Genomic DNA, 21,985 nt, shown 5'->3' on the forward strand with positions numbered 1-21,985 from the left:
TTACTGGATAGTTTTTAAATAGCTATTATCATTTAGGAACAAATACAGCTCGCCTAGGACATGCTTTTTCTCTTTTTCTGAAAGCAGTGGCGAGTTTGCGATTCGTTCGTTTAAGCTCTCTCTGATATCGACTACATCATAATCCATATCATCTAAAATATCAATGACAGATTGCGACTCAATAAAATCCGTAATCTCAAATCCCCCGTCTTTTAAAATCACGGTTGCCTCATTTGGGTGAGCGAAGAGGTTGTGATTCATACCAAGCACCTCTTGATACGCCCCGACTAAGAAAAATCCGAGAAAATACTCTTCCTCTTCTGGGTCGATATCGTGCAAAAACAGAGGATTATGCTCTTTGTCAAATGTAATCTCGCCGTCGCTATCGCAGGTGATATCCCACAGCGTCGCAGAAAGCGTAGCGCGCTCGTCGAGGTGTTCGAGTGGCATGACTGGGAAATGCTGTTTAATGCCCCAAAAATCAGGTAAGGATTGGAAAAGCGAGAAATTTACCAAATACCGCTCTTGCGCGTTTCCTAGTGAATTTAAGAAATTTCCATACTCTTGCTTATTTCCCAAAAGCGCATAAGCCTTGCGCACGACTAGATGCACCAAAATTTCGCCATTTGAGCGATCTGTGAGATCCACATATCCCAAATCAAAGAGCGTCAGCACGCTTTCCATGTGCGCCATAGCGTCATGCAGGTATTCAAGGGCGTTTGAGGGCTTTAACGAAGTGTAAAGATCGTAAAGCTCGGTGATGACTGGCGGATTTTCCTTTTTTAAAGCCAGTTTGGCCTCTGTGTATTCTTGGGTAAAAAGCTCCAAAACAGGCGCGACCAGCACAGCGTGGCTAGCTGCGACATAACGGCCACTTTCTATGAAAATATTTGGCTCGATCTCGTTTTTATCCTGCGCGATTGATTTTAAAAGAAAAACGACATCGTTTGCGTATTCTTTGAGGGTGTAATTTCTGCTGAAATTTTCCTTCACTTGCGAGTATTCTATCGCCAAACCACCGCCTAAATTTATCGAATTTAGATTTTTCGCGCCCATTTTGCGAAGTTCGGCGTAGATGTTTCCAGCCTCGACTAACGCCTTTTTGAGCGGGTGAATTTCGGTGATTTGCGAACCGATATGGAAATGAATCATCGTAAATTGCTCGATTAGATTATTTTTTTTGAGCAAATTTACAGCCTCGATTAGCTCGGTCGAAGTAAGGCCAAATTTGGAGTTTATTCCGCCACTTTTGACCCAAATTCCGCTACCTGAATTATGAAGTCGTATGCGAAGCCCGATAAATGGCTTTGGCGCAAAGCGTTCTTTGGCGGTTTCGATTATGGTTTTTAGCTCGTTTAGACCCTCGATTGTAAGCGTGATATTATGCCCCATCTCTGCGGCGATAAAGCCGATATTGATAAGCTCTTTATCCTTAAAGCCATTTACGGTGATTGGCGCGTTGTCGTTGTTATACGCCATAGCTAAAAGCAGTTCTGGCTTAGAACCAGCCTCCAAGCCATACCCGTAAGGCTTGCCGATTTCGACCAAATTTTTCACAAATCCCGGGAATTGATTTACTTTGAGCGGATAGACGGCGTTGAATTTGCCCTTGTAGTCAAATTCTTTTATTGCGCGGTTGAAATTCGAGTAAATTTCGACAATTTGTTTTTTGATAAGGTGCGGAAAACGAAGCAAAATAGGGCCTCTAATGCCGTCAGCCCTGATTTCTTTAACCATATCGACAAGAGGCTGTTTGAAGTCAGAATTCACGCACAACTTGCCAGAATCAATGACGAAATTTGAATTTCCCCAAATATTTAGTCCATAATCGTTCATACTCTATCCTTAAAAAAGTCTTCGATTTCGTTAAATTTAACCATGTCTTGGCTTTTATCCTCTAAATTTTTGCACCATACGCTAGCATTTTTAAACTCATCTTCGCCGATACATAGGCAAAATTTAGCCATTTTTGAATCTGCGTTTTTTAGGTGTTTTTGCAAATTTTTTGGCTCGTATGCGATATGAGTTTTGGTGATTGTGCGCAGTTTTTGTCCGATAGCAAACGCACAAGGCACGATTGCCTCGTCCATTGCGCCGATGTAAATTCCAGCTCGGGGGCTAGGGGCTTCTTTTAATTTTAAAATTTCGATTAGCCTTTCAATTCCTATCGCAAAACCCACGCCAAATGTGCTTCTTTTGCCACCCAAAAACTCTACTAGTCTATCGTATCTGCCGCCACCACCGACTGCGCTTTGTGCGCCAAGCTCACTGCTGACGAACTCAAATGCGGTTTTGCAGTAATAATCAAGCCCTCTAACCAATCGTTTGTCGATTTCGAAATTTAGCCCATTTGCAAGCAAAATTTCTTGCAATTTTTCAAATTCGCCTTTGCACTCATCGCTTAGATTATCGGTGATTAGCGGGGCGGTGGCAAGCTCGCTTTGGCAGGCTTCGTTTTTGCAATCAAGCACGCGGATTGGGTTTGTGATAATGCGCCTTTTACAATCCTCGCAAAGCCTATCCTCGCGCTCGTTTAAAAATTTGATTAGTTTGTTTTTATACTCTGGCATGCACGAGCTATCGCCTAGGGAGTTTAGTTTGAGCGTGGTTTTTACGCCTAGTTTGCGCAAAATTTCAGCTAGTAACAAAATCACGCTCGCGTCCTCATACACGCTTCCCTCGCCAAAACACTCTACGCCAAATTGGTGAAATTCGCGTAGTCTGCCTCGTTGTGGGCGTTCGTAGCGAAACATCGAGCCGGTGTAGTAAAATTTGCGCACGCCACCAGCCTTGTCAAATTTATTCTCGATAAATGAGCGAACGACCCCAGCCGTGCCCTCTGGGCGCAAGCAGACGCTATCGCCGCTTTTGTCACTAAACTCATACATTTCCTTGCCGACTATATCGCTACTCTCGCCCACGCTTCGGCGAAATAGGGCGGTTTGTTCGAGTTTTGGGGTTTCGATTAGCTCAAATCCATAATTCCTCGCCACGCTTTCACATACACGCACGATTTTTGCGAAAAGTTCGGCTTCATAGCCCATTAGGTCGTTCATACCACGCAGTGCTTTAATCATCTATAAATTCCTTTATTTTTTTTGTTATTTTATCAATATCATCGTTTGCATTGACGATTAAAAAATTTAATTTTAGCTTTTGTAAGGTAAATTTTATCTTTTCTTGCACCCTAAGCAGATACTCCACGCCACGAAGCTCGATTTTATCGTATCCCGCGCGAGTATTTAGCCTAGCTATCAAATCATCTTTGCTAATCTCAAAAAATACAAATTTACCATAAATTTCACCACCAAGCGCGATTTTATTTAGCATTACAAGCTCGTCAAATTTAGCGTTTTCATCGTTGGCTAGGGCATAAGCGATACCTGAGATGAAGCTTCTATCGCTTAGGATTAGATTGTGCGAATTTGGCAAAACAACCTTCTCGTGGTGTTCGGCGCGATCAGCTAAAAACAAAAACATCTCAGCAGTTTTTGAGATACTTCCGCAAATTTGACCTAAATTTATGTGGTTGTCGCCATTAAATTTGAAATTTTCGTTTAAAATTATACTACGCAAAATTTCGCCAAACCTCGTAGCGCCCGGTTCTTTGGTAACTATCGCGCCAGGATAAATTTCAGCTAGGCGCGATATTTGCGTGCTTTTGCCAACTCCGTCAATCCCTTCGAAGGCTACAAACATCAATTTTCCTTTTTAAGCAGTGGCAAAATTTGCTTTGGCACAAACTGCGAAACATCGCCGTCGTGGCGCAGTATCGTGCGAACCATAGAGCTCGAAATAAAGGCATTTTTCAGACTTGGCATCAAAAATACACTCTCAAATTTATCCCATAGCGATGTGTTTGTGTAGCTAAGCTGTAATTCGTATTCGAAATCGCTCACCGCGCGCAGTCCCCTAATGCAAAAATTCGTGCCATGGGATTTGGCGAAATCGACTAGCAGATTTGAAAACGGCTCGACTTTGACATTTTTTAGATCGCTAAGGGCAAGCCTTGTCATCTCTAAGCGCTTTTCTAGCGAAAAACAAGGGCTTTTGCTCTCGCTAAGTGCGATTGCGACGACGACCTCGTCAAAAAGCCCAAGGGCGCGTTTGATTACATCTAAATGACCATTTGTGATAGGATCAAAAGTACCGGGATAGATACATTTTCTCATTTTTGCCACCTTTTAAAGAGATTGTTTGCCACGCCCATAGCGTCGCACCATTTGCCGATTATGAAATTTTGCATATCTTCTAAATTTTTTGCACCGCTGTATCCGCCGATAATGGGCGGAGCGATGATGACGCCGAGATTTGCTAACTCGCTCATTGAACGAAGCGAAATAGGCGAAAAAGGCATTTCGCGCACGCCAAGGATTAGTTTTTTGCGCTCTTTTAGCGCGACGGCTGCTGCGCGAGTGCTAAGAGTATCGGCGATACCTGCGTGAATTTTTGCCAGTGAGTTGATAGAGCAGGGGGCAAAAATCGTAGCGTCTATACCAAACGAACCAGACGCCACACTCGCGCCAATATCGCTATCATCGAAGAATTTCACAGCTTGATTTTCGCTAATGAAATTTGCAAAATTTATATTATTTTCGGATTTTAAGACGATTTTTGCATTTTTGCTTATGATTGCGTAAATTTCGTTTGGCGTGGTCGATAAAAATTTGATTAAATTTAACCCAATTTCGCAAAAACTAGCACCGCTTACACAAACTAGGATTTTCATAAGCAAACTTTTTGATTTGGATTTAAAAAAGTGGAGCGGGAAACGAGAGTCGAACTCGCGACATCAACCATGGCAAGGTTGCGCTCTACCACTGAGCTATTCCCGCACGAAGTAAAAAAGAACTTGGATTTTAGCTTAAAATTTCTCATTTGTCAATACCATTTTGCTTAAATTTCATAAATTTTTACAATTTCGCCATTTTTTTGCTCGCATTGCTCAAATTTTGAGAGCATAAAATGCGTCGCCGAACAAAGTGGCTTAATCATAGCCGAGTTTGATTTTATCGGCGTAAAATAGCCGTTTTCATATACGCCTAGGCTTAAATTTATGCGATTTGGGCGAAATTTTAGCTCACCATTAAATTTGGCTAAAATTTCACGCGCCTTAAAATTTTCACCAACCATTTTTTTAAGCACCGGCAAGATTATGATTTTTGCTAAAATAAACGCCGCTAGCGGGTTTCCCGGCATTACAAAAACAAGCTTTTTGCCCGCATGGTAGCATTTAATCGGCTTTCCTGGCTTTATGTCGATATGCTCAAACACTGGGCTAAATCCAAGCTCGCACAAAATTTGCGCCATGAAATCAGCCTCGCCCACGCTTGCCCCACCGCTTGTGATTATCACATCATAGCTTTGCGCTGCGCTTTTTAGGGCTTCTCTCACTGCGCCCGCTTCGTCTTTGATGATTCCAAGATAGTCGTTTGCGAAATTTTCACTCTGCAAAAGCGCGCAAATTCCACTTGCGTTTGCGTTGTAAATTTCGCGCTCATTTGCGCTTTCCCACGGCTCTTTTAGCTCATCGCCACTCGAAAGCACGGCGATTTTTGGCGTGGTGCGCACGGGGATTTCATTTATGCCTTGCGCTGCTAAAAGCATGATTTTAGCAGCATTTATCCGCTCTCCTGCGCTAAGTAACACCTCGCCCTCGCGCACTTCTTCGCCCATTTTGCGAAGTCCATCACCTGCTTTTGCGTTAGCTGGAATTTGCAAAAACCCGTCCCTAGCGTGCGCGTCCTCTACGCGAAGCACGCTGTTTGCGCCCTTTGGCATAGGTGCGCCTGTCATTATTTTTTGCGCTTGATTTGGCGAAATTTCATAAAATTTTTGATCACCAGCAAAGATAGTTGGCTCTATGATTTGCAAACTCTCGCCGATTTTTTCGCTGTTATACGCATAGCCATCAAGTGCGCTATTATCGAAGCTTGGCACATTTTTTTGCGCCGTTATATCCCGAGCCAAAACAGCCCCAAGAGAGCGTGAAATTTCAATCTTTTTTTCGCCAAAAAAGCCTAAATTTTGCCTAAAAATCAATTCCAGCGCAGTGTTTATATCAATCATTCTTCTAGCCTTAGAATTTGCGCGCCTAGTGCGCTAAATTTGGCCTCCAAGCTCTCATATCCGCGGTCTAAGTGATATATGCGATGCACGCGCGTAGTGCCACTTGCTGCAAGAGCCGCTAAAACAAGAGCCGAGCTAGCGCGCAAATCCGTCGCCATGACATCTGCGCCTGCGAGTTTGCCACCCTTGATTGTAGCGATATTGCCGTTTAGTTTGATATCTGCGCCCATGCGGTTTAGTTCGCTCACATGCATAAAGCGGTTTTCAAACAGCCTCTCCTCGACCGTGCTAGTGCCCTGAGCGACGCATGTTAGCGCCATAAACTGCGCTTGCATATCGGTCGGAAAGCCCGGATACTCGGTAGTGATGATTTTGGTCGCTTTGATTTCGTCTGCTGGCAAAATGGTGATTTTAGAGTCGTTACCACTGCCTGAAATTTCAAATTTAAATCCCATATCCTCAAATTTCGCTAGCACAGCGCCCAAATGCGCAGGATTTACGCTTGTAACGCTGATTTTAGAATTTGTTATCGCCCCGGCGCACAGATATGTCCCAGCCTCGATACGATCGGGGATTACGGTGATTTCGTTGATATTTAAAAGTTCGCCCGCTGTGCCTGTGATTTTAAGCTCGTCAGTGCCGATTCCTTCGATTTTTACGCCAGCACTAGCTAGGGCTTCGCACACAGCCACGACCTCTGGTTCTTTGGCAGCGTTGATTATGCAAGTCTCCCCATGCGCTAACGCGGCCGCCATTACGACATTTTCGGTGCCTGTAACGGTGATTTTATCAAACGAAATATTCGCGCCCTTTAATGCGCCCTCGCACACGACATAGCCTTCTTCGATTTTGACCTGTGCGCCCATTTTTTCGACCGCTTTTAGGTGCAAATCAATCGGCCTTGCCCCTATCGCGCACCCGCCTGGCATGCTAACTTCTGCCTTGCCAAAACGCGTTAGCAATGGACCAAGAACTAAAATCGAAGCGCGCATTTTGCGCACGATGTCATAAACTGCCTTAGTTGAGTTTATCCCTCTTGGATCGATTATAGCGGTATGAGCGTCTAAATACTCGCATTTTGCGCCTAAATTTGCCAAAAGCTGGATTAGGGTTTTGATATCTGAAACATCTGGTAAATTTTTAATTGTAACTGGGTTTTTGGACAGTATAATTAGCGCGATTAGCGGTAGTGCCGCGTTTTTGGCGCCTGAGATTTTTATTTCGCCACTAAGCTTGGCTTCGCCTTTGATTTGTAAATAGTGCATTTTCTCTCCGTTTTGATTGCAAAAATTTCACCGTGATTATACATAAATTTGCTTTAAAATTACTATTTTATTACATTTGGTTGCTAAAATGAAAACACATTTCGTATTTTTTAAGGTAGTTTATGAAAAAAATTTTTGCTTTATTTTTAGGGGCGTTTTTGATGAGTGGCTGCTCGTGGCTAGCTCCGTTTTCATCGCCTGCAAACCCCACTACGCAAGGGGATTATGAGGTTTATGAAGATAACTCTGGCTCGTCACAAATCCCAGGAAATACCTACAACACAACGCTCATTTCATGGGTAGATAAATACACCGGAACCAAGGTAGGCGGGGATTGTAGCGGGTTTATCACAGCGCTAAATTCTAAAAACAAAGAGATTTTTTTCAACTCAAAAGAGCTGCCTAAGTATTTCACAAACGGCAGAAAATCACAAGCGATTTATAATTATTACAAAAAACGCGACCTAATCGCGCACAAAAACCCGCGAGTAGGGGATTTGATATTTTTCCAAAACACTCTTCAATCAAACAAAAAACGCCTAAATAACGAAATCAGCCATATCGGCGTGATCCGCGAAATTTACGCAGACGGCAGGATAAAATTCGTGCATAATTCGCGCGGTAGAAACAAGGTCGATTTTGTAAATTTAAACAAAAAAAATACTCACAAAAACGGCAAAAAAATCGAAAATAGCTATATCGTGCGCTGCGGAAGCAACAAAGTTTCTTGCCTAGCTTCAAATCGCTTCGCAGGATATGGTCGCGTAAAACAATAAATTTAGGAAATTTATGCAAATGGCAAATTTCGGACAAAGGGCGAATTTCGGGCAGGCAGGCAAGGCCACACTAGCTATCATCATCGCAAACTGCGTGCTTTTTGTCCTAGCGAATTTAATCCCAAATTTGGGCGCGTATTTGGGGCTAAATTTGCTATTTTTTGACGGATTTTTTTGGCAAATTTTATCATCATTTTTCATGCACGCTGGAATTGCGCATTTGGCGATGAATATGGCCGTGCTGTATCAGTTCGGCTCTATTTTAGAGCGATTTTTCGGTAGCGTTAAATTTACAATTTTATATTTCGGGCTTGGAATTTTTACAAATTTAATCTGTCTAATTTACATTTTTTGCGCTTACAAATTTATGGGACAAAATATAAATTTAATCGGTGCGAGTGGCGTAATCTGCGCGCTTTTGGGCGTGATTTTGTGCTATGAGAGACAAAATTTAAAAAGCGTTTTGGCTATGGTTGTGCTTATTAGCTTTGCTCCGCTTTTGCTAGCTTCAAATGTGGCGTGGTATGCGCATTTGATAGGGTTTGGGGTAGGATTTGGATTCGGCAAGATACAGCAAAAATTTAAAATTTTGTAAAATTTTGCGTAAAATTATACGAAAAGGAAATTTATGAAACAAATTTATTTTATCAGACACGCCAAAGCCGAGGCTTTCGCACAGACAGATTTCGAGCGCAAACTAAGCCAAAAGGGCGAAGATGACGCAGGCAGGCTAGGGGAGCTTTTGGCAAAAGAGGGCATAAAGCCCGATATCATCATCACTAGCCCTGCCAAACGCGCACTAAAAACTGCCAAAATCATAGCCAAAAATATTGGCGCCAAAGATATTTTAAAAGAAAAAAAAGAGCTTTACGACATCAGCGCGCGAGAGCTGGCGGAGTTTGTGCGCATGCTCGATGAAAAATACAAAGTGGTTTTCATAGTAGGCCACAACCCCACAATCGGCGCAGTGTGCGAGTATTTCAGCAACTCAGTAATCGAAAAATTCCCGACTTGTGCGATTTTCGGATTAGAATTTGAAGCGGAAAATTTCGCTGAGATTAGCGAACATAGTGGGAAAGTTTTGCTTTTTGATTATCCAAATTTGCATTTACAATAAATTTTTACAAAAGGAGAGAATTATGTCAAAATTGTTAGTTTATGCCTCAAAAAGTGGCGATACAAAGGCTGTGGCTGAGTATATCGCAGAAAAACTAGGCTTTAAGATAATGGACGCAAAAGAGATTTGCCAAGCAGATATCGAGGAGGCTAGTGCGCTGATTTTAGCGGTTTCTACGCATGCTCAGGGGCAAATTTTCGCAAATTTTGAAAACAAATTAGAGCTATTAAACAGTATTGATTTAAAGGGCAAACCTGTCGGGCTCGTGGGCGTGGGAAACTGCGAACGACACGGCGATGATTTTTGTAGTGGGCTTAGTGCGTTTTTGCCGGTATTGCGCAACGCAAAACTCGTAGGGCTAACAGACGCTGATGGGTATAATTTTAGCTATTCAAGGGCATTTGTAAATGGGAAATTTCTAGGTCTAACTATTGATTTCAAAGGTGATAAAAACTGGAAAAATAGGGCTGATAAGTGGGCTAGGGCAGTAGAGAGTGAATTTTAAATTTAAACGCCGTTTTTGGCGTTTAAATTTATAAATTTTATCTCACAACGCTGATTATTCCGCTGCGCCGAGCGTTCGCTCTCTTTTGTCGATACTTATCTGTCCGGCGTAGAGATTGCGGTATTGCGCATGGAGGTTGTATCCGTCGAAATCGTCGTCCTTATAGACGGCCTTGTATAAATCGATCGCCTTTTTTATCCTGAAATGTAGGCTGTCGCGCGGATACTTGACATCTTTGCTATACATTTTGTTAAAAATATAATTCAGCAAGATAAACGCCTCTTTTCGCGTTAAATTTTGCTTGTTTTTGAAAAATTCTTTTTCGTCGAAAATCAGCACGAAACCATAGTTAGGATCGGTGTTTGTCTCGGTTTCGTTGTAGTCAAATTTGACATAAATTTTCTCTTTGATCTGCACGAATTTCATTTCGTTGAAATCGAATTGAAAATAGTTTGGAACGCCCCTGAAATTCGAACGCCCACCAAATTGCTTTAAATATAAATTTTTATTATCGCCGATTATTACAACATCGAAAAGCATATCAAACCTTTATCATATATATAATTCATAATTTTAATAAATTTTGGTAAAAACTCGGTAAATTTGTAAGCCAAATTTCACAATTTTCAATGAAATTTAAACGAAATTTTGCGCCAAATTTTCGCGATGATCGATACTCAAACACCCCACAAATACATTTCGATACTGCGCGTGCATGTTGAATTTATGGTCTTTTTCTTTGGTGAAATTATAAATTTTGTTTAAAAATTCAATCGTTTTTTTTATTTTTGCGTGCAGGCTGTCGCGCGGGTATTTGACATTTTTGTCATAAATTTTATCAAAAAGATAGCTTAGCATATAAAAAATCTCTTTTTTAGAAAGGTGAGTTTTGTTGTTTATAAAAAATTTATTGTCCTCGAAAACGAGGTAAAATCCGTAGTCCAAATCAGATTTGCAACCTGTGGATTTGATAGAAAGTTTGTTGTTTAGCTTGACAAAAGACATCGCAGAAAAGTCGAATTTCAGGTAGTGCGGGACGCCGTTTAGGTTCGAGCGACCAAACCGCTTTAAATATAAATTTTTCGTATCGCCAATTAAACTGATATCAAAAAGCATGTCAAACCTTTCTCATCTGATTGGTCTAGGCATTATAGCGCAATAAATTTAATATAAAATTAGAAGCATGATTACATTTTAGGTTTATGTATTTTTAAATTTTATTTTTAGTATTGAAAACTGCAATTTTCATTTTTACTTTTATATCCAATCCCATTATTTTAAAGTTCATCTTTTTCAATAATTGCTTGTAAAATCATAGTTCGTATCCTCTCGTTTTCACTTTTGCGAATATCATTGCAATGACACGGATTATAGCGTTAGGTTATTTTGGCTCGTAGATTGCCACGCTCGTTACACTCGCTCGCAATGACAAATCAGGGGAAATTTTCCGCTGTCGTTCGCTCGCAATGACAATGGAAAGTGTAAAATTCAAATTTAAATCCACTTTGCCATGCGAGCAATGCTCGCTCGCGATGACAAATAGTGAGAAATAACTAAATTTGGATTATTTAAATTCGGCCGTGATTGTATCTGCGATGAATTTCGCGTGTTTTATGAAAAAAAAGTGATCCCCATCAAGCGGGTAAAATTTGCTATTTTTGATGAGCGAGTGGATTTTCTCGCCACTACTTAGAGCTGTGGCTGTATCGCTAATACCCCAAAAAATCAGCGTTTTTTCGGGTTTAATCTCGGCAAAAATCGGCTCGAAATCCTCGCGAATCACATTTTTTAGCGTCCCAAACATCTCTTCGCTCATACCAGAAGCGTCTTTGCTAGCAAAAAATCGCCAAAACTTCGCAAGCCCAATATATTTTAGGCACTTAAACACCGCGATTTTCGCCCTCACCTTCAAAGGCTTTGGCTCGATTATCCCAGCCGAGCTTAGCAAAATCAGCCTTTTTGGCGCAAGCAGTGTGGCGACCTTGCCACCGAAACTATGCCCCATAATGGCCTCAGGTGCGCCTCCAAGCGCAGCGATAAACTCACGCATAATGCCCGCATAATCCTCGCTTGTAAGCGCGAATTTTGGTTGCGAGCTAGCGCCAAATCCGGGTAAATCCACGAAAACTAGCCTATAATTTGGGAAAAATTTCGCCTCAAAGACCCTCTGCATAAGCTCTTTTTTCGCGCCCCAGCCGTGCAAAACCAAAATATACGGCTCGACGCTTAAATTTTCGATTTCGTAGCTGATTTTGTATTCGTTGCCACCAAATTTTATGGTTTTACTGGCCATCTTGACCCTTTTTACCATAAATCGCTTTGAGTAGCTCGACTGCCTTTTCTAGGCGCTCGTATTCGCTCATGCTAAGCATTACGGCCTCAAATTTATTATTTTTGACAATCATAGCCTTTTTAATCTCTTGACTATTTAGTTTTTTTAAAATTGAGCTAAAATTTCTCGCCATTTCCGTCGCTGTGTAAATTTCGTCTTTATTTAACATAAACAATCCTTATGTAAAATTTTACGCAAAATTTAGCGTAAAATTTTTAAATTTAGCTTATTTATTCGCTGAAATTTTTGTTATCAAATCATACGAAATCGGAATTTCCTTAGAGGCTGGAAGCGAAGTAGCTAGCTTGCTCAAAACCTCTGCAAAGTCGCTAAATAGGTAGTTTGCCATACTTCCTGGATTTGGATTTATTTCGTTTAGATACACTTCGTTATTTTGCACGAAAAAATCACACCTAATCAGCGCCCCCTCAAATCCACCGACATTATAAAGCTTGGCAAACGCATCTTTCATCTTATCCTCGACTGACATACCGATTTGTGCCTCTTCGACCACGCCAGTGCGCGAAAAGTCAAGGTATTTTCTACCAAAATCCAAATAACCCTCTTTTTTCGGCTCTTCGATGAAGGAATACTCGATTTTGCCGTCGATTTTAGCCCCTGCTAGGTTGTATTCTTTGATATTTTCCATATATGGCTCGACGATTGCGCTATCATCTAGCTCATAAACCTTATCCATGCAGTAGTCGAACTCTTTTTCTGATTTTGCTATGCCGATACCGATACTAGAACCCAAATGAGCGGGTTTGATGATGACTGGGAAGTTGAAATTCGGCAAGCTGTTGCGATTGACGATTTCAAATGGCACGGTTTTTACACCTGCGATTTGTGCTAAGTATTTGGTTAAAATTTTGTTGTAGCTTAGCACGCTAGCCTCGATTCTAGGGCCGATATAAGGGATTGAGAAAAACTCAAAAAGGCTTGCGAATTTTCCGTCCTCGCCGTCGCAACCATGGATTAAATTCACATAAACACTCACTTCAAGCATGCTTTTTTTGCCAAACATACCCCCACTCATATAAAATCCACCATTTGAGATATTTAGCTCTTTTGATTTTGTGTATTCGCCGTTTTTGAAATATACTGCGCGCATATTTTTCTCTTCGATTAAGAAAAATCTCCTATCTTTGTCGCAAAAAACAAACGCCAAATTCTCGCCCTTTAATGCGTCTTTGACCGCGATTGCAGAGATTATGCTAATCTCGTGTTCGTAACTTTGACCACCAAAAACTATACCGTATTTCATTATTTCTCCTTGTAAATTTTAAATTTATGCTAGTTTTTTCAATGCCTCTTTGATCAAATCAGCCGTATTTGTGCTGACGCAATCAAGCAAAATTTTACTGATTCTATCGCGTTTAAAGCCTAGACTTTCAAGCGCGCTCATCGCCTCTGATTTATATACCTCGCTCTCGCCAAACTCCATTAGTTTCGCGTCCCCTAGCTCGGCGATTATGCGCCTAGCTGTCTTTGGGCCGATCCCTGGCACGCTCGTTAGTAGCGCGCTATCGCCTGTGATAATCGCGCGAGAAAAGCTCTCTGCGCTAAGCGATGAGCACACAGCCATTGCCGTGCTAGCCCCTATTCCGCTTAGTTTGATTAGCATTTCAAACATATTTTTCTCTTTTGGCTCCAAAAATCCATAGAGCAAATTTGCGTCCTCTCTGATAATCTGAGTTATCAAAAACTCCACCTTTTCGCCCCGCTCTACCCTAGCGCCACACCCTAGCGAAATCGCCACAGCATAACTTACGCCACTAGCGCACTTTATCACGCATTTAGTGGGCTCTTTGTGCGTGATGATTCCTTCTAATCCTACTATCATTGAATTGCCTTTAAAATTTCATCAATTGCCAAATTTAACGCCGAATTTGTCGCGTTATAAATGCTTTGCGAGCTTGGATCTGGCACAAAAACTCGCTTTGTAATCACGCCAGATTTTATGCTTTGCACAGTGTTTAAAAACTCGTAGCCAATCGTGATTTTAGCATGATCGCCATCGACTTGAAGCGTGATAAGCGTGGTTTTGAGCCTCAAATCTCTCTCTTGTGGCACAAAAATCGGATTTAGCGCACATGTCGAAAACGCCGCGTCGATTAGGGCTTTATAAAGCATTTCGCTTGGCATTGTTATGTATTTAGCGTCGCTTGCGTATCTCGTGCGAGATTTCCAATCCACGATTAAAATATCGCGTCTATCGACCAAATTTGTCGCAGTTACACTCTCGATATAGATATTTTTGCGTGAATTTGACTTCGCGGCGCAGTGTTTGTGGTCGTATTTAAGCTCGTAATAAGTATATGGCTTGACACTCTTTGCCAAACAGCCTCCCAGCAAAGCTCCTGCCAAAACTGCGCTAAATGCGCATAAAATTTTTCTCATTTTCAGTCCTTTTTGGTATCTCTAAAAAAGAATTCATACGGATTTTCTTCTAGCCTAAACATAGCCCCTTGAAACTCTCTTAAAGCCTTGTTAAACTCGGTTAGCGTGGTTTTGGCCTCGTTTAGGGTAGGATCTAGTATGGCTTTGAGATTGTATTCGCCCCGCTCTACGCGCTTTGCCATAATCTGACTTGTTTTTTCGAGCGAATTTGAAAGGCGCGTCGCACTGCTAGCAAAAGCATTAAATTTATCCAAAATTTCGTCTAATTCGTGCTCTCTTTCGTTTAAATTTGTCATTAGGGTGTTGAAATTCGCCATTAATGCGTTTAGTTCGTTAAATTTCTTCTCATCGCTAAGTTCTGCGCTAAATTTGTTAAGCGAAGTTAAAATTTCATCGACTTTTTTCATATTATCTTGCGATAAAAGCGAGTTGATTTTAAATATCATCTGCCCTACACTATCTGTGATAACTTCTGCTTTGGAGCCGATTTTATCGAGCAGGGTTTTATCTAGCTCGATGATTGGCTTTTCTTCATTTTCGCTAAATAGCTCGCCACTTCCCTTTGTGATATTTAAAAACGAAATTCCGCTAATGCCTTGCGTTTCGACCTTGGCGATACTATCTCGCGAGATAGGGAGTTTGCTTTTAAGCGATACTTCGATTTCGATTATTGCATTTTCGATATCGACAAAATCTATTTTTTTGATGATTCCAGCATTTACGCCGATAAATTTGACATCTGAATTCTCGCGAATTCCAGTCGGAAGCTCCTTAGTATGGATATAATACGATCTGTAAGTCTCCCTAGTATCGGTGCGAGTTAGCATCCACCACACGAAAGCTGTAAGCGCAAACACACACGCCATAACAAATGCGCCCACGATTGTATATGAGGTTCTATTTTCCAAATTTTGCTCCTATTTCGCTCTCATTTTAAATAGCTCTTCAAGCGGGTTGTTTTCTAGCTTTTCGATTTCGCTCAAAGCCCCTTCGAAGATGATTTTTTTATTATCGACTATCAAAAATCTATCAAGTATATCAAAAATACTATCCACATCGTGCGTTACCATTACCACGGTTACGCCAAGATTATCTCTTAGCTCGCACACTAGCCTATCAAGGGCGCGTGAGCTAAGCGGATCGAGCCCCGAGTTTGGCTCGTCTAAAAATAAAATCTCAGGGCTTAACGCCAATGCCCTAGCGAGCGCGACACGCTTTTTCATACCGCCACTTAGCTCGTTTGGATTTAGCATTGCGCTCTCTTTTTTCAGACCTACCTTTTGTATCCAAAACATAGCAAGCTCGTTAATCTCTTTGTCGCTAAAATTCGAGTATTCGCGCAGTAGCACGCCTACATTTTCTAGCACATTCATCGAGCTATACAGCGCGCCGAATTGAAACATCACGCCACATTTTAGGCGAATTTCATTGCGTCTATCCTCGCCCACGCTCCAAATATCCTCGCCAAAAATTTTAATCTCGCCGCTTTTTGGCTGATTTAGGTAAATCAGCGTTTTCATTAGAGTGGTTTTTCCACTTCCACTTCCGCCCAAAAAGCCGTAAATTTCAGCCTTTTTCACGCTAAAACTCACATTATCGTGCATTATGCGCGTCCCATACGCTGTGGTTACATTTTTTGCGCTTATTATCTCACTCACAGCCCAATCTCCGAGAAGAGTATCGCAAAAATCGCGTCTATGGCGATGACCCAAAATATCGCATTTACCACGCTGATTGTGGTGTATTCACCGATACTTTGGGTATTTCCCTTGACCTCAAAGCCTCTCATACAGCCAATTATTGCGATAAATGCGCCAAAAAACGGAGCCTTTATCATACCGGCGAAAAAGTGGCGAATTTCGACATTTGATTTAAATCTATCCAAATAATCCAAAAATCCTATCTCCAAATACGCCTCGCAAACTATCATTTGAGCGAAAATACATATCGAATTTGCGATAAAAATGATAAATGGCATACAAATCACCATAGCCAAAATTCGTGGCATTGAGAGGAAATAAAACGGATCAAAGCCCATTGTTTTCATCGCGTCGATCTCTTCTGTGATTTTCATAACGCCAATTTGCGCCGTAAAACTCGACGCAGAACGCCCAGCAATGACAATCGCTGCGATTAGCGGGGCAATCTCGCGCATGGTTAGAGCGCCCATAATATCTATAATATAAATACTAGCCCCAAACTGCGATAGCATATCTGCGCCAATGTAAGCTAGCACCACGCCAATTAAAAACGCGGTCAAAGCCACGATAAAAAGCGAGTCAATGCCGTTGTCTTTGATAAAATTTACGGTCTCTTTGAGGCGAAATTTGCGCGGGTGCAAAAATAGCGAAAATACCTTGCAAAAAAACTCCCCCAAAAATGCGGCTAGATTTACAATCCCAGCCCAGCCTGTGCAAAAATACAGCCCGATTTGAGCCAAAACCCCCATACCATGCACTTTTGGCATAAAATTATGGTCTATGCTCTCATCGCTAATAAATTCGAAAATTTTCTCTATTTTTGGATTTTGGCTCCTAAATTCCACGCTTTTGCCACGCATTAAATTTTTAATGCTATAAGCCATGAAATAATCCAGCTTTTCGACATTTGTAAAATCTGCTACGAAATTGTCTAAATTTGATAGTGTTTTTTTAAGTAAATCAAGCTGTTTTTTTCCGCTTCGATATGTCCAGCTACCCTCAAATTTTAGGGTTTTGATGAAGTTTTGCGTATCGAGCGAAAATGGCAAATTTTGCAAAATATCCTCTTTCAAAATCAAAAAATAGGCGAAATTATATTATAATCTATCTTTTTATTTTATAAAATTTAACGAGGAATTATGTTTAGAGGGTTTTTTACAAACAGCGTCGGAACGCTAGCTTCTCGCATTTTGGGCTTTGTGCGCGATTTGCTGACGGCTTCAATTTTGGGCGCTGGTGTGTATAGCGATATATTTTTTGTGGCGTTTAAACTGCCAAATTTATTTAGACGACTTTTTGGCGAGGGTGCCTTTACACAGGCGTTTTTGCCAAATTTTACCGCTTCGAAAAAAAAGGGGATTTTCGCAGCTTCCGTGCTGATTAGATTTTTTCTTTTTATTGTGTTTTTAACTGCGGTTGTGTGGGTGTTCGCGCCGTTTTTTACTAAAATTTTAGCTTATGGTTTTTCGGACGAGCAAATCACGCTAGCAACGCCATTTGTGCGCATAAATTTCATATATCTAGCTTTTATTTTTATCGTTACGCTTTTTGCCTCTATGCTTCAATACCGCGATCATTTCGCCACTACGGCGTTTTCGACCGCTTTATTAAATTTAGCTATGATTGCTGCCTTGCTTTTGGCTCGCGGCAAAGATGAGCGAAGTATCGTTTTGTATCTATCTTGTGGCGTCGTAGCGGGCGGGTTTTTGCAGTTTTTGGTGCATGTGTATGCGCTGAAATTTACCGGTATGCTAAGAGTGCTATTGGGCGGATTTGCTAGGCTAAAAAACGGCGCAAAAGCGCAAACTAAGGGCTTTTATAACAACTTTTTTGCCGGGGTTGTAGGGGCTAGCGCTTTGCAACTTAGCTCATTTATAGATACATTTTTTGCTAGCTTTTTAGCCAGCGGAAGTATCAGCTATCTATACTACGCAAACCGCATTTTTCAGCTTCCGCTCGCACTTTTTGCGATCGCGCTTAGCACGGCGATTTTCCCGCGACTAACCAAACAAATCAAAACAAACAACCAAAAAGAGGCACTAAATTTAATCGAGCGCGGATTTTACATGCTTTTGGCACTTTTGGCGCTTTCTACAATCGGCGGAATCATGCTCTCGCACGAAATCACCAAAATTTTATTTGAGCGCGGAAATTTCACCGCCACTAACACAGCCCAATGCGCGGCTGTTTTGGCAGCATATATGGTGGGACTGCTACCGTTTGGGCTATCGCGCATTTTTTCGCACTGGCTGTATGCGCACATGAAACAAAAGCTAAGTGCCAAAATTTCGCTTTGGTGCGTGTTTATAAATGTAGTTTTGTGCGCACTATTCTTTAAACCATTTGGGGCTGTGGGTTTGGCGCTTGCTAGCTCGATTACAGGGGGATTTTTGTTTGTTTTCAATCTCTATTTTTTTGGATTTAATAACTTTTTAGCTATAATCAAGGCTAAAAAAATCCTTCTAATTCTAGGGCTTTGCGCGCTTGAAATAGGAATTTTATATGTTTTAAAAGGTTTATATTATGGTAATTTATGATACTGCAAGTAAAAAAAAGGTCGAATTTATCCCGCTTAACGAAGACGAGATTAAAATTTATGTCTGCGGGCCGACTGTGTATGATGACGCGCATTTGGGGCACGCTAAAAGCGCGATTAGCTTTGATTTGCTTAGGCGCGCGCTAGAAGCGCAGGGCAAAAATGTGAAATTTGCTAGAAATTTCACCGATATCGACGATAAAATTTTAAAAAAAATGAGCGAGAGCGGAAAAACTCTAAGCGAGATTACAGAATTTTACACCAAGCGATATTTGGACGATATGAGTGCGCTAAATGTCCGTGACGCCGACATTTCGCCCAAAGCGACCGAAAATATTAATGAAATTTGCGCCCTTGTTTCAAATTTGCTAAATTTGGGCTATGCGTATGAAATTTCAGGCGATGGGATTTACTTTGATACCACCAAAGATAGCGATTATTTAAGCCTTAGTGGCAAAAAAGCAGAGGATCAAAACAGCGAGTTTGCGCGCGTGGTTTCAAACGAGCAGAAAAAAAATGAAAAAGATTTCGCGCTGTGGAAATTCGACGAGGCGTGGTTTGAGGCGCCATTTGGGCGTGGCAGACCTGGCTGGCATAGCGAGTGTGTGGCGATGATTTTAGCCCATTTAGATAGCCATGACGCCGAATTTTGCATTGATATCCACGCTGGCGGGGCTGATTTGCTCTTCCCGCACCACGAAAACGAGGCTGCGCAGTGCAGATGTAGCGAGCATAGAGCCTTGGCTAAATACTGGATGCACAATGGCTTCGTGCAGGTAAATAACGAAAAAATGAGCAAAAGTCTAGGCAATAGCTTTTTTGTCAAAGACGCCCTAGCCCTCGTGCCTGGCGAGGCTTTGAGGTTTTATTTGATGAGTTCGCATTATAGGGCAAATTTCAACTACACAATCGATGATTTGCTCGCCTGCAAAAAACGCCTTGATAAAATTTACCGCCTTAAAAAAAGGGTAAATATGGCGCAAAATTTGCCTTGCGTTGAAGCCAAATTTAGGGGCAAAATTTTAGAGTTTTTAAATGATGATTTAAACACATCTGGCGCGCTTGCCTGTGTCGATGAAATGGTGTCTTGCGCAAATGAAGCACTCGATAAAAGCCCAAAAGATAAGGCTCTAAAAGCGCAAATTTTAGCAAATTTAGAATTTGTCAAAAATACCCTTGGCGTGCTTTATATGGACGAGGTTAGCTATTTTCAATTTGGCGTAAGCGATGATGAAAGAGCCGAAATTTTGCGTCTAATCGAGCAAAGAAGCGAAGCTAAAAAGCAGAAAAATTTCGCCCTAGCCGATGAAATTCGCGCCAAACTTACAGCGATGAAAATCGAGATTATGGATACGCCAAATGGCACGATTTGGGAAAAAAGCGCGCAATAAGTAAATTTAAGGAAGAGTTTTGAACGATTTTAAGACCATTTTGACAAGATTTAAACCATTTTTGATTGATTATAAAATCCAGTTTGCGCTGGCATTTTTAGGTATGATTATGACCTCGCTTGCGACATCTGCGAGCGCATATTTGGTAAAACCGGTGCTTGATTATATCTTTGTCGAGAAAAACACCCTCTATCTCTATCCGCTTGCGTTTGCGATTATAGCGGTGTTTGCGATGAAAAGTGCCGGCACATTTATCCAGACATACTACACTTCATTTATCGGGCAAGATACCGTGCGCAGACTGCGCGATTTGCTCGTATCAAAGCTAATTAGGCTAGATTTAAAATTTTTCAACACTCACAGCACGGGCGAGCTGATTTCTAGGACCATGAACGATATCGAGCGAATCCGCACGGTGGTTTCAAACATGATACCTGATTTTGTGACGCAAATCATCACCATTTTTGGGCTTCTTGGCGTGGTGATTTACAATAGCCCTAAGCTTTCGTTTTTTGCGCTCGTGGTCTTTCCGGCTGCGATTTATCCGCTATCGCGCCTAGCCAAACGCATGAAAAAGGTCTCGCGCCAGTCCCTTGAAAAGACCTCTGATATCACATCGGCTCTAAATCAAATTTTTACAAATATCGAAATCGTAAAGGCTAGCAACGCCCAAAATTTCGAGGTAAAACACTTCGAGGAAGAAAATTCAAAATTTTTCAAGCTAAATTTAAAGGCAATAATTACAAACTCGCTCGTAAGCCCCGTAATGGAGATGCTTGGCGCACTTGGCGTGGCTGTGGTTATCATCGTAGGTGGCAAAGAGGTCATCGAGGGCAAAATGAGCATAGGAAGCTTTTTTAGCTTTTTGACCGCGCTTTTTATGGTCTATACGCCGATAAAAAAGGTCTCATCACTGCATAATAAAATGCAAGACGCCACGGCTGCTACTGAACGGACTTTCGAGTTAATTGATTTAGAGCCAGCCATCATCGGCGGAAGCCTAAAAATGGGCGATATATCCACGCTCTCTTTCGAAAATGTCTCGCTTAGCTATGATGAAAAAATCGCGCTAAAAGATATAAATTTTAGCGTCAAAAAGGGGCAAATTTTAGCCCTTGTGGGAAACAGCGGCGGCGGCAAAAGCTCGGTAGTAAATCTCATAATGCGCTACTACGACGCCAAAAGCGGAAATATACTTTTCGACGGCAATGAGATTAGCGAATTTGACATCGCAAGCCTGAGGGATAATATCGGCTTTGTGAGCCAGCGAATTTATATTTTTAACGATACAATCGCTGCAAATGTCAGCTACGGCGCGGAATTTGACGAAGAGCGCGTCATAAATGCACTGCGCCTTGCCAATGCTTATGAATTTGTCGCCAAGATGGAAGACGGCATAAACACGCTTTTAAGCGAGTTTGGCGCGAATCTCTCAGGCGGACAGCGCCAGCGTATAGCGATTGCGCGCGCGCTGTATAAAAACCCGCAAATTCTCATTTTCGACGAAGCCACGAGTGCGCTAGATAACGCCAGCGAAAAGGAAATCTCATCTGTCATCGAAAAGATAAAGGCCGATAAAATCGTCATTGTCATCGCTCACCGCCTATCCACTATCAAAAACGCCAGCCAAATCGCCGTGGTCAAAAACGGCGAGATTATCGCAATGGGCGATGATGAAACACTAAGCGCGAATTGCGATGAATACAGGATTTTAAAGGGTCTAGCGAAGGATTAAATTTTGCAAAATTTGTCCAAATTTCGCGCCAATTTGTCATTGCGAGAATTTAAAATTCCTTGCGATAAATTCACTGTCATTGCAAGAATTTTGCGCCCAATTTGTCATTGCGAGAATTTTGCGTTAGCAAAATTCGTGGCAATCTACGACTTTAAAATT

The 21,985-nt window shown here is 41.6% G+C and carries 24 protein-coding genes and 1 tRNA gene; 7 read left to right on the forward strand and 18 right to left on the reverse strand.

The genetic code is table 11. The features are described 5' to 3' along the window. From speA to murA, 8 genes are all read right to left on the reverse strand, one after another. Positions 1–1,836: a biosynthetic arginine decarboxylase gene (gene speA / locus OFN67_RS01620; RefSeq protein WP_270867924.1), complete on the reverse strand. Its 1,836-nt coding sequence runs from the start codon at positions 1,834–1,836 to the stop codon at positions 1–3. After that, positions 1,833–3,077, reverse strand: coding sequence for a histidine--tRNA ligase (gene hisS, locus OFN67_RS01625; RefSeq protein ID WP_270873936.1), 1,245 nt, complete (start codon positions 3,075–3,077; stop codon positions 1,833–1,835). The genes speA and hisS overlap by 4 nt, the downstream gene beginning before the upstream one ends. Next, positions 3,070–3,699 carry a dTMP kinase gene (gene tmk / locus OFN67_RS01630; protein ID WP_270867926.1) on the reverse strand — a complete coding sequence of 210 codons (630 nt, stop codon included), beginning with the start codon at positions 3,697–3,699 and terminating at the stop codon, positions 3,070–3,072. The genes hisS and tmk overlap by 8 nt, the downstream gene beginning before the upstream one ends. Next, positions 3,699–4,172: a pantetheine-phosphate adenylyltransferase gene (gene coaD, locus OFN67_RS01635; RefSeq protein ID WP_270858864.1), complete on the reverse strand. Its 474-nt coding sequence runs from the start codon at positions 4,170–4,172 to the stop codon at positions 3,699–3,701. Before coaD ends, tmk begins: the two co-directional genes overlap by 1 nt. Further along, the gene (locus tag OFN67_RS01640) at positions 4,169–4,729 is read right to left on the reverse strand and encodes a UbiX family flavin prenyltransferase (protein ID WP_270867927.1); all 561 of its coding nucleotides are present in this window, start codon (positions 4,727–4,729) and stop codon (positions 4,169–4,171) included. The genes coaD and OFN67_RS01640 overlap by 4 nt, the downstream gene beginning before the upstream one ends. A 31-nt stretch (positions 4,730–4,760) precedes the next feature. Next, positions 4,761–4,835: transfer RNA gene (locus OFN67_RS01645), tRNA-Gly, on the reverse strand. A 61-nt stretch (positions 4,836–4,896) separates the two neighbouring features. Next, a complete protein-coding gene (locus tag OFN67_RS01650) occupies positions 4,897–6,069 on the reverse strand; it encodes a molybdopterin molybdotransferase MoeA (RefSeq protein ID WP_270867928.1) in 1,173 nt (390 codons plus the stop codon). Then, positions 6,066–7,334 (reverse strand): UDP-N-acetylglucosamine 1-carboxyvinyltransferase, encoded by a 1,269-nt coding sequence (gene murA, locus OFN67_RS01655; RefSeq protein ID WP_270867929.1) that lies wholly within the window; start codon positions 7,332–7,334, stop codon positions 6,066–6,068. Before murA ends, OFN67_RS01650 begins: the two co-directional genes overlap by 4 nt. Positions 7,335–7,456: 122 nt before the next feature. On the opposite strand from murA, the gene OFN67_RS01660 reads away from it, so the two are divergent. Genes OFN67_RS01660 through OFN67_RS01675 form a run of 4 tightly spaced genes read left to right on the forward strand, consistent with a single transcriptional unit; the run spans position 7,457 to position 9,732 of the window. Beyond that, positions 7,457–8,110 (forward strand): NlpC/P60 family protein, encoded by a 654-nt coding sequence (locus OFN67_RS01660; RefSeq protein ID WP_270867930.1) that lies wholly within the window; start codon positions 7,457–7,459, stop codon positions 8,108–8,110. A 19-nt stretch (positions 8,111–8,129) separates the two neighbouring features. Further along, positions 8,130–8,705 (forward strand): rhomboid family intramembrane serine protease, encoded by a 576-nt coding sequence (locus OFN67_RS01665; RefSeq protein ID WP_270867931.1) that lies wholly within the window; start codon positions 8,130–8,132, stop codon positions 8,703–8,705. Between the two features lie 33 nt (positions 8,706–8,738). After that, complete coding sequence (locus OFN67_RS01670; protein ID WP_270867932.1) at positions 8,739–9,227, forward strand: SixA phosphatase family protein; 489 nt, start codon at positions 8,739–8,741, stop codon at positions 9,225–9,227. A 22-nt stretch (positions 9,228–9,249) separates the two neighbouring features. Then, positions 9,250–9,732, forward strand: coding sequence for a flavodoxin domain-containing protein (locus OFN67_RS01675; protein WP_270867933.1), 483 nt, complete (start codon positions 9,250–9,252; stop codon positions 9,730–9,732). A 54-nt stretch (positions 9,733–9,786) separates the two neighbouring features. On the opposite strand, the gene OFN67_RS01680 is transcribed toward OFN67_RS01675, so the two are convergent. From OFN67_RS01680 to OFN67_RS01725, 10 genes are all read right to left on the reverse strand, one after another. Further along, positions 9,787–10,272 (reverse strand): hypothetical protein, encoded by a 486-nt coding sequence (locus tag OFN67_RS01680; protein WP_270867934.1) that lies wholly within the window; start codon positions 10,270–10,272, stop codon positions 9,787–9,789. Between the two features lie 96 nt (positions 10,273–10,368). Continuing rightward, positions 10,369–10,848: a hypothetical protein gene (locus tag OFN67_RS01685; RefSeq protein ID WP_270865041.1), complete on the reverse strand. Its 480-nt coding sequence runs from the start codon at positions 10,846–10,848 to the stop codon at positions 10,369–10,371. Between the two features lie 448 nt (positions 10,849–11,296). Next, positions 11,297–12,025, reverse strand: coding sequence for an alpha/beta fold hydrolase (locus tag OFN67_RS01690; RefSeq protein WP_270867935.1), 729 nt, complete (start codon positions 12,023–12,025; stop codon positions 11,297–11,299). Next, positions 12,015–12,239: a prevent-host-death protein gene (locus OFN67_RS01695; protein ID WP_442867895.1), complete on the reverse strand. Its 225-nt coding sequence runs from the start codon at positions 12,237–12,239 to the stop codon at positions 12,015–12,017. Before OFN67_RS01695 ends, OFN67_RS01690 begins: the two co-directional genes overlap by 11 nt. 51 nt (positions 12,240–12,290) lie before the next feature. After that, the gene (locus tag OFN67_RS01700) at positions 12,291–13,328 is read right to left on the reverse strand and encodes a D-alanine--D-alanine ligase (RefSeq protein WP_270867936.1); all 1,038 of its coding nucleotides are present in this window, start codon (positions 13,326–13,328) and stop codon (positions 12,291–12,293) included. Between the two features lie 24 nt (positions 13,329–13,352). Continuing rightward, positions 13,353–13,907 (reverse strand): Holliday junction branch migration protein RuvA, encoded by a 555-nt coding sequence (ruvA, locus tag OFN67_RS01705; protein WP_270861682.1) that lies wholly within the window; start codon positions 13,905–13,907, stop codon positions 13,353–13,355. Beyond that, positions 13,904–14,464, reverse strand: a complete 561-nt coding sequence (locus tag OFN67_RS01710) for a hypothetical protein (protein ID WP_270867937.1) — start codon at positions 14,462–14,464, stop codon at positions 13,904–13,906. The genes ruvA and OFN67_RS01710 overlap by 4 nt, the downstream gene beginning before the upstream one ends. Positions 14,465–14,466: 2 nt before the next feature. After that, positions 14,467–15,372 carry an MlaD family protein gene (locus OFN67_RS01715; RefSeq protein WP_270867938.1) on the reverse strand — a complete coding sequence of 302 codons (906 nt, stop codon included), beginning with the start codon at positions 15,370–15,372 and terminating at the stop codon, positions 14,467–14,469. 9 nt (positions 15,373–15,381) lie between these two features. Next, positions 15,382–16,122: an ABC transporter ATP-binding protein gene (locus tag OFN67_RS01720; RefSeq protein ID WP_270866320.1), complete on the reverse strand. Its 741-nt coding sequence runs from the start codon at positions 16,120–16,122 to the stop codon at positions 15,382–15,384. Beyond that, a complete protein-coding gene (locus OFN67_RS01725) occupies positions 16,119–17,222 on the reverse strand; it encodes an MlaE family ABC transporter permease (protein WP_270867939.1) in 1,104 nt (367 codons plus the stop codon). Before OFN67_RS01725 ends, OFN67_RS01720 begins: the two co-directional genes overlap by 4 nt. A gap of 81 nt (positions 17,223–17,303) precedes the next feature. Between OFN67_RS01725 and murJ the strand changes: the two genes are divergently transcribed. From murJ to OFN67_RS01740, 3 genes are read left to right on the forward strand one after another with little or no spacing between them, the layout of a single operon-like run. Then, positions 17,304–18,701 (forward strand): murein biosynthesis integral membrane protein MurJ, encoded by a 1,398-nt coding sequence (gene murJ / locus OFN67_RS01730; RefSeq protein WP_270867940.1) that lies wholly within the window; start codon positions 17,304–17,306, stop codon positions 18,699–18,701. After that, positions 18,688–20,091 (forward strand): cysteine--tRNA ligase, encoded by a 1,404-nt coding sequence (gene cysS, locus OFN67_RS01735; RefSeq protein WP_270867941.1) that lies wholly within the window; start codon positions 18,688–18,690, stop codon positions 20,089–20,091. Before murJ ends, cysS begins: the two co-directional genes overlap by 14 nt. 19 nt (positions 20,092–20,110) lie before the next feature. Further along, the gene (locus OFN67_RS01740) at positions 20,111–21,826 is read left to right on the forward strand and encodes an ABC transporter ATP-binding protein (protein ID WP_270867942.1); all 1,716 of its coding nucleotides are present in this window, start codon (positions 20,111–20,113) and stop codon (positions 21,824–21,826) included. Positions 21,827–21,985: the final 159 nt, after the last annotated feature.

The organism is Campylobacter sp. JMF_11 EL3 (genome assembly GCF_027736965.1).
Classification (GTDB): Bacteria; Campylobacterota; Campylobacteria; order Campylobacterales; family Campylobacteraceae; genus Campylobacter_B.

Bases quoted from the DNA above. Each gene is read 5' to 3' on its own strand.
- speA (WP_270867924.1), bottom strand. From the start codon at position 1,836: ATGAACGATTATGGACTAAATATTTGGGGAAATTCAAATTTCGTCATT.
- hisS (WP_270873936.1), bottom strand. From the start codon at position 3,077: ATGATTAAAGCACTGCGTGGTATGAACGACCTAATGGGCTATGAAGCC.
- tmk (WP_270867926.1), bottom strand. From the start codon at position 3,699: ATGTTTGTAGCCTTCGAAGGGATTGACGGAGTTGGCAAAAGCACGCAA.
- coaD (WP_270858864.1), bottom strand. From the start codon at position 4,172: ATGAGAAAATGTATCTATCCCGGTACTTTTGATCCTATCACAAATGGT.
- OFN67_RS01640 (WP_270867927.1), bottom strand. From the start codon at position 4,729: ATGAAAATCCTAGTTTGTGTAAGCGGTGCTAGTTTTTGCGAAATTGGG.
- OFN67_RS01650 (WP_270867928.1), bottom strand. From the start codon at position 6,069: ATGATTGATATAAACACTGCGCTGGAATTGATTTTTAGGCAAAATTTA.
- murA (WP_270867929.1), bottom strand. From the start codon at position 7,334: ATGCACTATTTACAAATCAAAGGCGAAGCCAAGCTTAGTGGCGAAATA.
- OFN67_RS01660 (WP_270867930.1), top strand. From the start codon at position 7,457: ATGAAAAAAATTTTTGCTTTATTTTTAGGGGCGTTTTTGATGAGTGGC.
- OFN67_RS01665 (WP_270867931.1), top strand. From the start codon at position 8,130: ATGGCAAATTTCGGACAAAGGGCGAATTTCGGGCAGGCAGGCAAGGCC.
- OFN67_RS01670 (WP_270867932.1), top strand. From the start codon at position 8,739: ATGAAACAAATTTATTTTATCAGACACGCCAAAGCCGAGGCTTTCGCA.
- OFN67_RS01675 (WP_270867933.1), top strand. From the start codon at position 9,250: ATGTCAAAATTGTTAGTTTATGCCTCAAAAAGTGGCGATACAAAGGCT.
- OFN67_RS01680 (WP_270867934.1), bottom strand. From the start codon at position 10,272: ATGCTTTTCGATGTTGTAATAATCGGCGATAATAAAAATTTATATTTA.
- OFN67_RS01685 (WP_270865041.1), bottom strand. From the start codon at position 10,848: ATGCTTTTTGATATCAGTTTAATTGGCGATACGAAAAATTTATATTTA.
- OFN67_RS01690 (WP_270867935.1), bottom strand. From the start codon at position 12,025: ATGGCCAGTAAAACCATAAAATTTGGTGGCAACGAATACAAAATCAGC.
- OFN67_RS01700 (WP_270867936.1), bottom strand. From the start codon at position 13,328: ATGAAATACGGTATAGTTTTTGGTGGTCAAAGTTACGAACACGAGATT.
- ruvA (WP_270861682.1), bottom strand. From the start codon at position 13,907: ATGATAGTAGGATTAGAAGGAATCATCACGCACAAAGAGCCCACTAAA.
- OFN67_RS01710 (WP_270867937.1), bottom strand. From the start codon at position 14,464: ATGAGAAAAATTTTATGCGCATTTAGCGCAGTTTTGGCAGGAGCTTTG.
- murJ (WP_270867940.1), top strand. From the start codon at position 17,304: ATGTTTAGAGGGTTTTTTACAAACAGCGTCGGAACGCTAGCTTCTCGC.
- cysS (WP_270867941.1), top strand. From the start codon at position 18,688: ATGGTAATTTATGATACTGCAAGTAAAAAAAAGGTCGAATTTATCCCG.